General features: G+C 72.9%; 6 protein-coding genes. All 6 read left to right on the top strand.

Annotated features, from left to right (window positions below):
- Positions 1-1,113: tetratricopeptide repeat protein (locus tag AB1578_22470; protein MEW6490662.1), on the top strand; the 1,113-nt coding region annotated here is incomplete at its 5' end.
- The gene (locus AB1578_22465) at positions 1,110-1,415 is read left to right on the top strand and encodes a hypothetical protein (GenBank protein MEW6490661.1); all 306 of its coding nucleotides are present in this window, start codon (positions 1,110-1,112) and stop codon (positions 1,413-1,415) included. The genes AB1578_22470 and AB1578_22465, both read left to right, overlap by 4 nt.
- Positions 1,416-1,518: 103 nt before the next feature.
- Positions 1,519-2,127, top strand: coding sequence for a MotA/TolQ/ExbB proton channel family protein (locus AB1578_22460; GenBank protein ID MEW6490660.1), 609 nt, complete (start codon positions 1,519-1,521; stop codon positions 2,125-2,127).
- Positions 2,127-2,615, top strand: a complete 489-nt coding sequence (locus tag AB1578_22455) for a biopolymer transporter ExbD (protein MEW6490659.1) — start codon at positions 2,127-2,129, stop codon at positions 2,613-2,615. The genes AB1578_22460 and AB1578_22455 overlap by 1 nt, the downstream gene beginning before the upstream one ends.
- Positions 2,616-2,618: 3 nt before the next feature.
- Positions 2,619-3,119, top strand: a complete 501-nt coding sequence (locus AB1578_22450; GenBank protein MEW6490658.1) for a biopolymer transporter ExbD — start codon at positions 2,619-2,621, stop codon at positions 3,117-3,119.
- A partial coding sequence (locus AB1578_22445) for a hypothetical protein (protein MEW6490657.1) occupies positions 3,119-3,859 on the top strand: 741 nt, incomplete at its 3' end. The genes AB1578_22450 and AB1578_22445, both read left to right, overlap by 1 nt.

Below are 3,859 nucleotides of genomic sequence, written 5' to 3'. Positions count from 1 at the left end.
CTGGGGCGGGCGGGGGGCGCCGGGGCCCCCCCGGCGCACGACGGGCAGGGCGCGGGAACGCCCGACGCACCGGTGGACGGCCCCGTCCCGGGCCCGGGCGACCCCCTCCGGTCGCGCAGCGCCGCGGCGCGTCTGGAGGAAGCGCGCTCCGCCCTGGAGCGCAGAGACTACCGCACGGCGCTGGAGGCCGCCCGGGCGGCCGCCGCCCTCAACCCCTACCTGCGGGAGGCCCGGGTCCTGGAGGCCCGGGCACTGGAGGCCTCCGGCGACCTCACGGCCGCCCTGGAGCGATGGGACGAGCTCACCCGGGACGCACCGGGGGACGGGACCGGGGAGGACGCCCCGGAGCTCGTGGCTTACGTCCTGTTGGCCCAGCGGCGCGGGCGGGGAGCCGAGGCCTACCAGCGGGTCCTGGACCGGGTGCGGGATCGTCCCGCGGACGCCGGGCTTCGGGGAACGGCCGGGTGGCTGGCTCTCGCCGAGGGCAGGCCCGAGGAGGCCCGGGAGCACCTGGAGGCGACCTGGAAGACCCCGGAGGCTCCGCGGTTCGCGCTGTACCTGGGCCGCGCGAGGCTGCTCGACGGGGACCTCTCGGGGGCGGAGCAGGCGGCCGAGGTTGCCGCCGCACGCACGGGGGCCGGCGCGCCCGAGTGGGTGCTCCTGGCCGACGTGCGCCGGGCCCAGGGGCTGGCGGCCGCCTCGGGCGAGGCCTACCGCCGGGCACTGGAGCTTGCCCCCGACGACTACGACGCACGGGTGGGTCTGGCGGTGCTGCGCCTGTCCCAGGGGAACTTCGCCGGGGCCGAGGAGCTGGCCGCCGCCGCCGCGGCGCTGCGCCCCGGCGCGCCCGAGGCGTGGACCAACCTGGGGCTCGCCCGCCGGGCCCTGGGGCAGTTCGCCGCGGCGCGGGAGGCCTACGACAGCGCCCTGCTCGCGTCTCCCCGGTACCCCCCGGCGCTCAAGAATCTCGGGATTCTCCACGAAAAGTACCTGGGTCGTCCGGCGGACGCCGTGCCCTACTACGACCGCTACCTGGAGGCGCGACCCGGAGACGACGAGGTGGCCCAGTGGCGCAGGGCGGCCCTGCGCCTGGCAGGGGAGGGGCAGCCGTGAGAGCGTTCGCGGCCCTGGTGGCGCTGGTTGCGGCGGGGTCCGCTGCCCCAGCCTCCCAGGAGACGGTGCCCGGCGGGAGCCCGCCCCCGGCCCGGGTGGAGATGGAGGAGGTGGAGATCCGGGGCGAGGTGGACCGCCCGGACGTCTTCTACATCATCCCCCGGCGGGAGGTGCGCATGGACCTGGGACCCCTCTCCAAGGACTACCGGGAGGAGATCCTGGAACCGCTCCTCCCCGGGCCCTTCGAGGAGCGGGCCACCCAGGGCGGGCGCCAGGCTGGGGGCACGGGTGAGGCAAGGTAGCGCGCGTTCGCCGAACGCGCCGCGCGATGTTTCGATTCTGAGAAAGAGGGACACTTCGATGGTGGACGTGATGGCACGGGCTTTTCAGGACGGCGGTTTCTTCATGTACCCGATCACGCTCGCCCTGGGGCTCGGGCTGGCGGTGGTGCTCGAGCGCCTCTACGTGCTCCTGGTTCGGTTCAACGTGGACGGCCGGAAGTTCTACTCGGAGCTGCGGCCGCTCATCGAGCGCGGAGACCTGGAGGCCGCCCGGGACCTGTGCGGCGACGCACCGCTTCCGCGCATCCTGCGGGCCGGCATCGAAGCGGCTCTGGGAGGGGCGGCCCGCGCACCCAACCCCTCTTACGAGCGCGCCATCCAGAACGCGGTGGACGAAGAGGCCCTGGCGGTCATCCCGGGCGTGCAGAAGCGCACCCACTACCTCTCCATGATCGCCAACGTCTCCACCCTCATGGGGCTCCTGGGCACCATCCTGGGCCTCATGCAGGCGTTCCAGGCGGTGGCCGGCGCCGACCCCTCCCAGAAGGCGGCCATGCTCGCCCAGGGGATCTCCATGGCCATGAACACCACGGCCTACGGGCTGATCGTGGCCATCCCCTGCATGGCGAGCTACGCCTTTCTCCAGTCCAAGTCGGGGAAGATCGTCGACGAGATCGACGAGTACTCGGTCAAGGTGATCAACCTCCTGGCGGCGGTGCCGCGGAGCAGCTGATGGCGGCCAAGCGGCCCAGCAAGCGTCGCCACGAGGTGCAGACCGACGTGGAGCTCAAGCTCATCCCCGTGATGAGCCTGCTCGTGGTCCTGGTGCCCATGCTCCTCCAGACCGCGGTCTTCGAACGCACCGCCGCGGTGCAGGTCAACCTGCCCAGCGCCGACGAGGTGCGCTACCTGGAGGAGCCCGACCCCGAGACGCTGGCCGAGTCCCTGACCCTGGCCCTCACCGACCAGGGGTTCCTTCTGGCCTCGGGGGAGAAGACCCTGGTGCGTCTGTCCCGCACCGGAGCCGCCGCCTTCGACTACGGGGCCCTGGAGCAGGAGCTGGCCCGGGCCAAGGAGCGGTTCCCGGCCCAGGAGTCCCTCGTGCTCCTGGTGGAGGACAAGATCCTCTACGACGACGTGATCCGCACCATGGACCGGTGCCGCCCCCACTTCCCTGCCGTCTCCCTGGCGGACCGGGTCGTGGCGGGGATGGAGGAGTAGGGCGTGCCGTTCTCCCCCACCAAGCGCAAGAAGCACCTGCGGCGGGGCGCCCGGGAGATGTCGCTCCAGCTCACGTCCATGATCGACGTCTTCACGATCCTCCTGGTGTTCCTGCTCAAGAGCTACGCCAGCGAAGGGCAGCTCGTGCAGCTCGCCGAGACCATCCGCCTGCCGGTCTCCACGGCCCAGGAGGTCATCCACCCGGCCGTCACGGTGGCGTTCAACGACCACGCGCTCTACGTGGACGGTGCGCTGCTGCTCGACGAGGTCGCCTCCCACGTGGCGGCGGAGGATCTCCTGATCGGGCCTCTGTACGAGGTGCTCCGGGACAAGGCCGCCCGCACCCGCCAGATCGCGGCTGCCAATCCCTCGGTCGTGTTCACCGGGGAGATCGTGCTCCAGGGCGACCGGGAGATCCCCTTCCGGCTCCTCAAGAAAATCATCTACACGGCGGGACAGGCCGAGTACCTCAACCAGTCCCTGGCCGTCTTCCAGGAAGAATGATGGGGCTGCCGGCCGAGGCTCCCGAGCGCCCGGAGGGGCGGTCCTGCCTCTGGGTGACCTTCGAGCGGGAGGGGCGGGTGGTGGGCCGAGTGGCCTGCCCCGAAGGCAGGGTGCGCTGGGGCCCGGGACTGGGGCTGGAGTTCACCTACCCGGTGCCCGGCGTAGGGCGCGCCGAGGAGCTCTTCGGCCGGCAGGGCCGCGCTCCGTGCCTGCGGCTGCTCGCCGGCATGGAGGGGGAGATCGCCGCCGGGTGGTCGACCCGGCTCTCCCTGGCGGACGTGCAGACCCTGGGGCTGGCCCGGGGCCGCACGGGGCAGCAGTGGCTGCCCTTGTCCCCCCCCATGCAGGGGCAGGTGGAGTACCGGGGCTTTCGGATCTCCTTTCGCTTCGGACCCGAGCCCGAGGCCGAGGCCCAGGGGGCGGCCGTGGCCCCGCCGGGCCGGCTGCCCCTTCGCTTCCGCCGCGGGCCCCTGGCCCGGGAAGAGTGGCCGTTTACCCTGCTGGCCTGGGGCCTGTACGCCCTCTTGCTTTATGGGGCGGTTCAGCTGGCGGCCCATCCCCTGCCCCTGGCGCCCCACCCGGAGGCGGTCGCCCAGCGGTTTGCCCGGCTCATCTACGAGGCGCCCCAGGCCCCGAGCCGGGCGCGCACCGAGATCCTCAAGAAGCAGGAAGCCGAAAAGGCGGCCGAGCCCGAGCCCCCGCCGCCGGAGCCCGAGAAGGCGCCCGAGCCCCAGAAGGTC

Source organism: Thermodesulfobacteriota bacterium (assembly GCA_040756475.1).
Classification (GTDB): Bacteria; Desulfobacterota; Deferrisomatia; order Deferrisomatales; family JACRMM01; genus JBFLZB01.
Note: the sequence above shows the minus strand (reverse complement) of the source record. Positions and strands in the feature narration are given on the sequence as shown.

Coding starts and splice junctions, on each gene's coding strand:
- AB1578_22460 (MEW6490660.1), top strand. CDS start 1,519: ATGTACCCGATCACGCTCGCCCTGGGGCTCGGGCTGGCGGTGGTGCTC.
- AB1578_22455 (MEW6490659.1), top strand. CDS start 2,127: ATGGCGGCCAAGCGGCCCAGCAAGCGTCGCCACGAGGTGCAGACCGAC.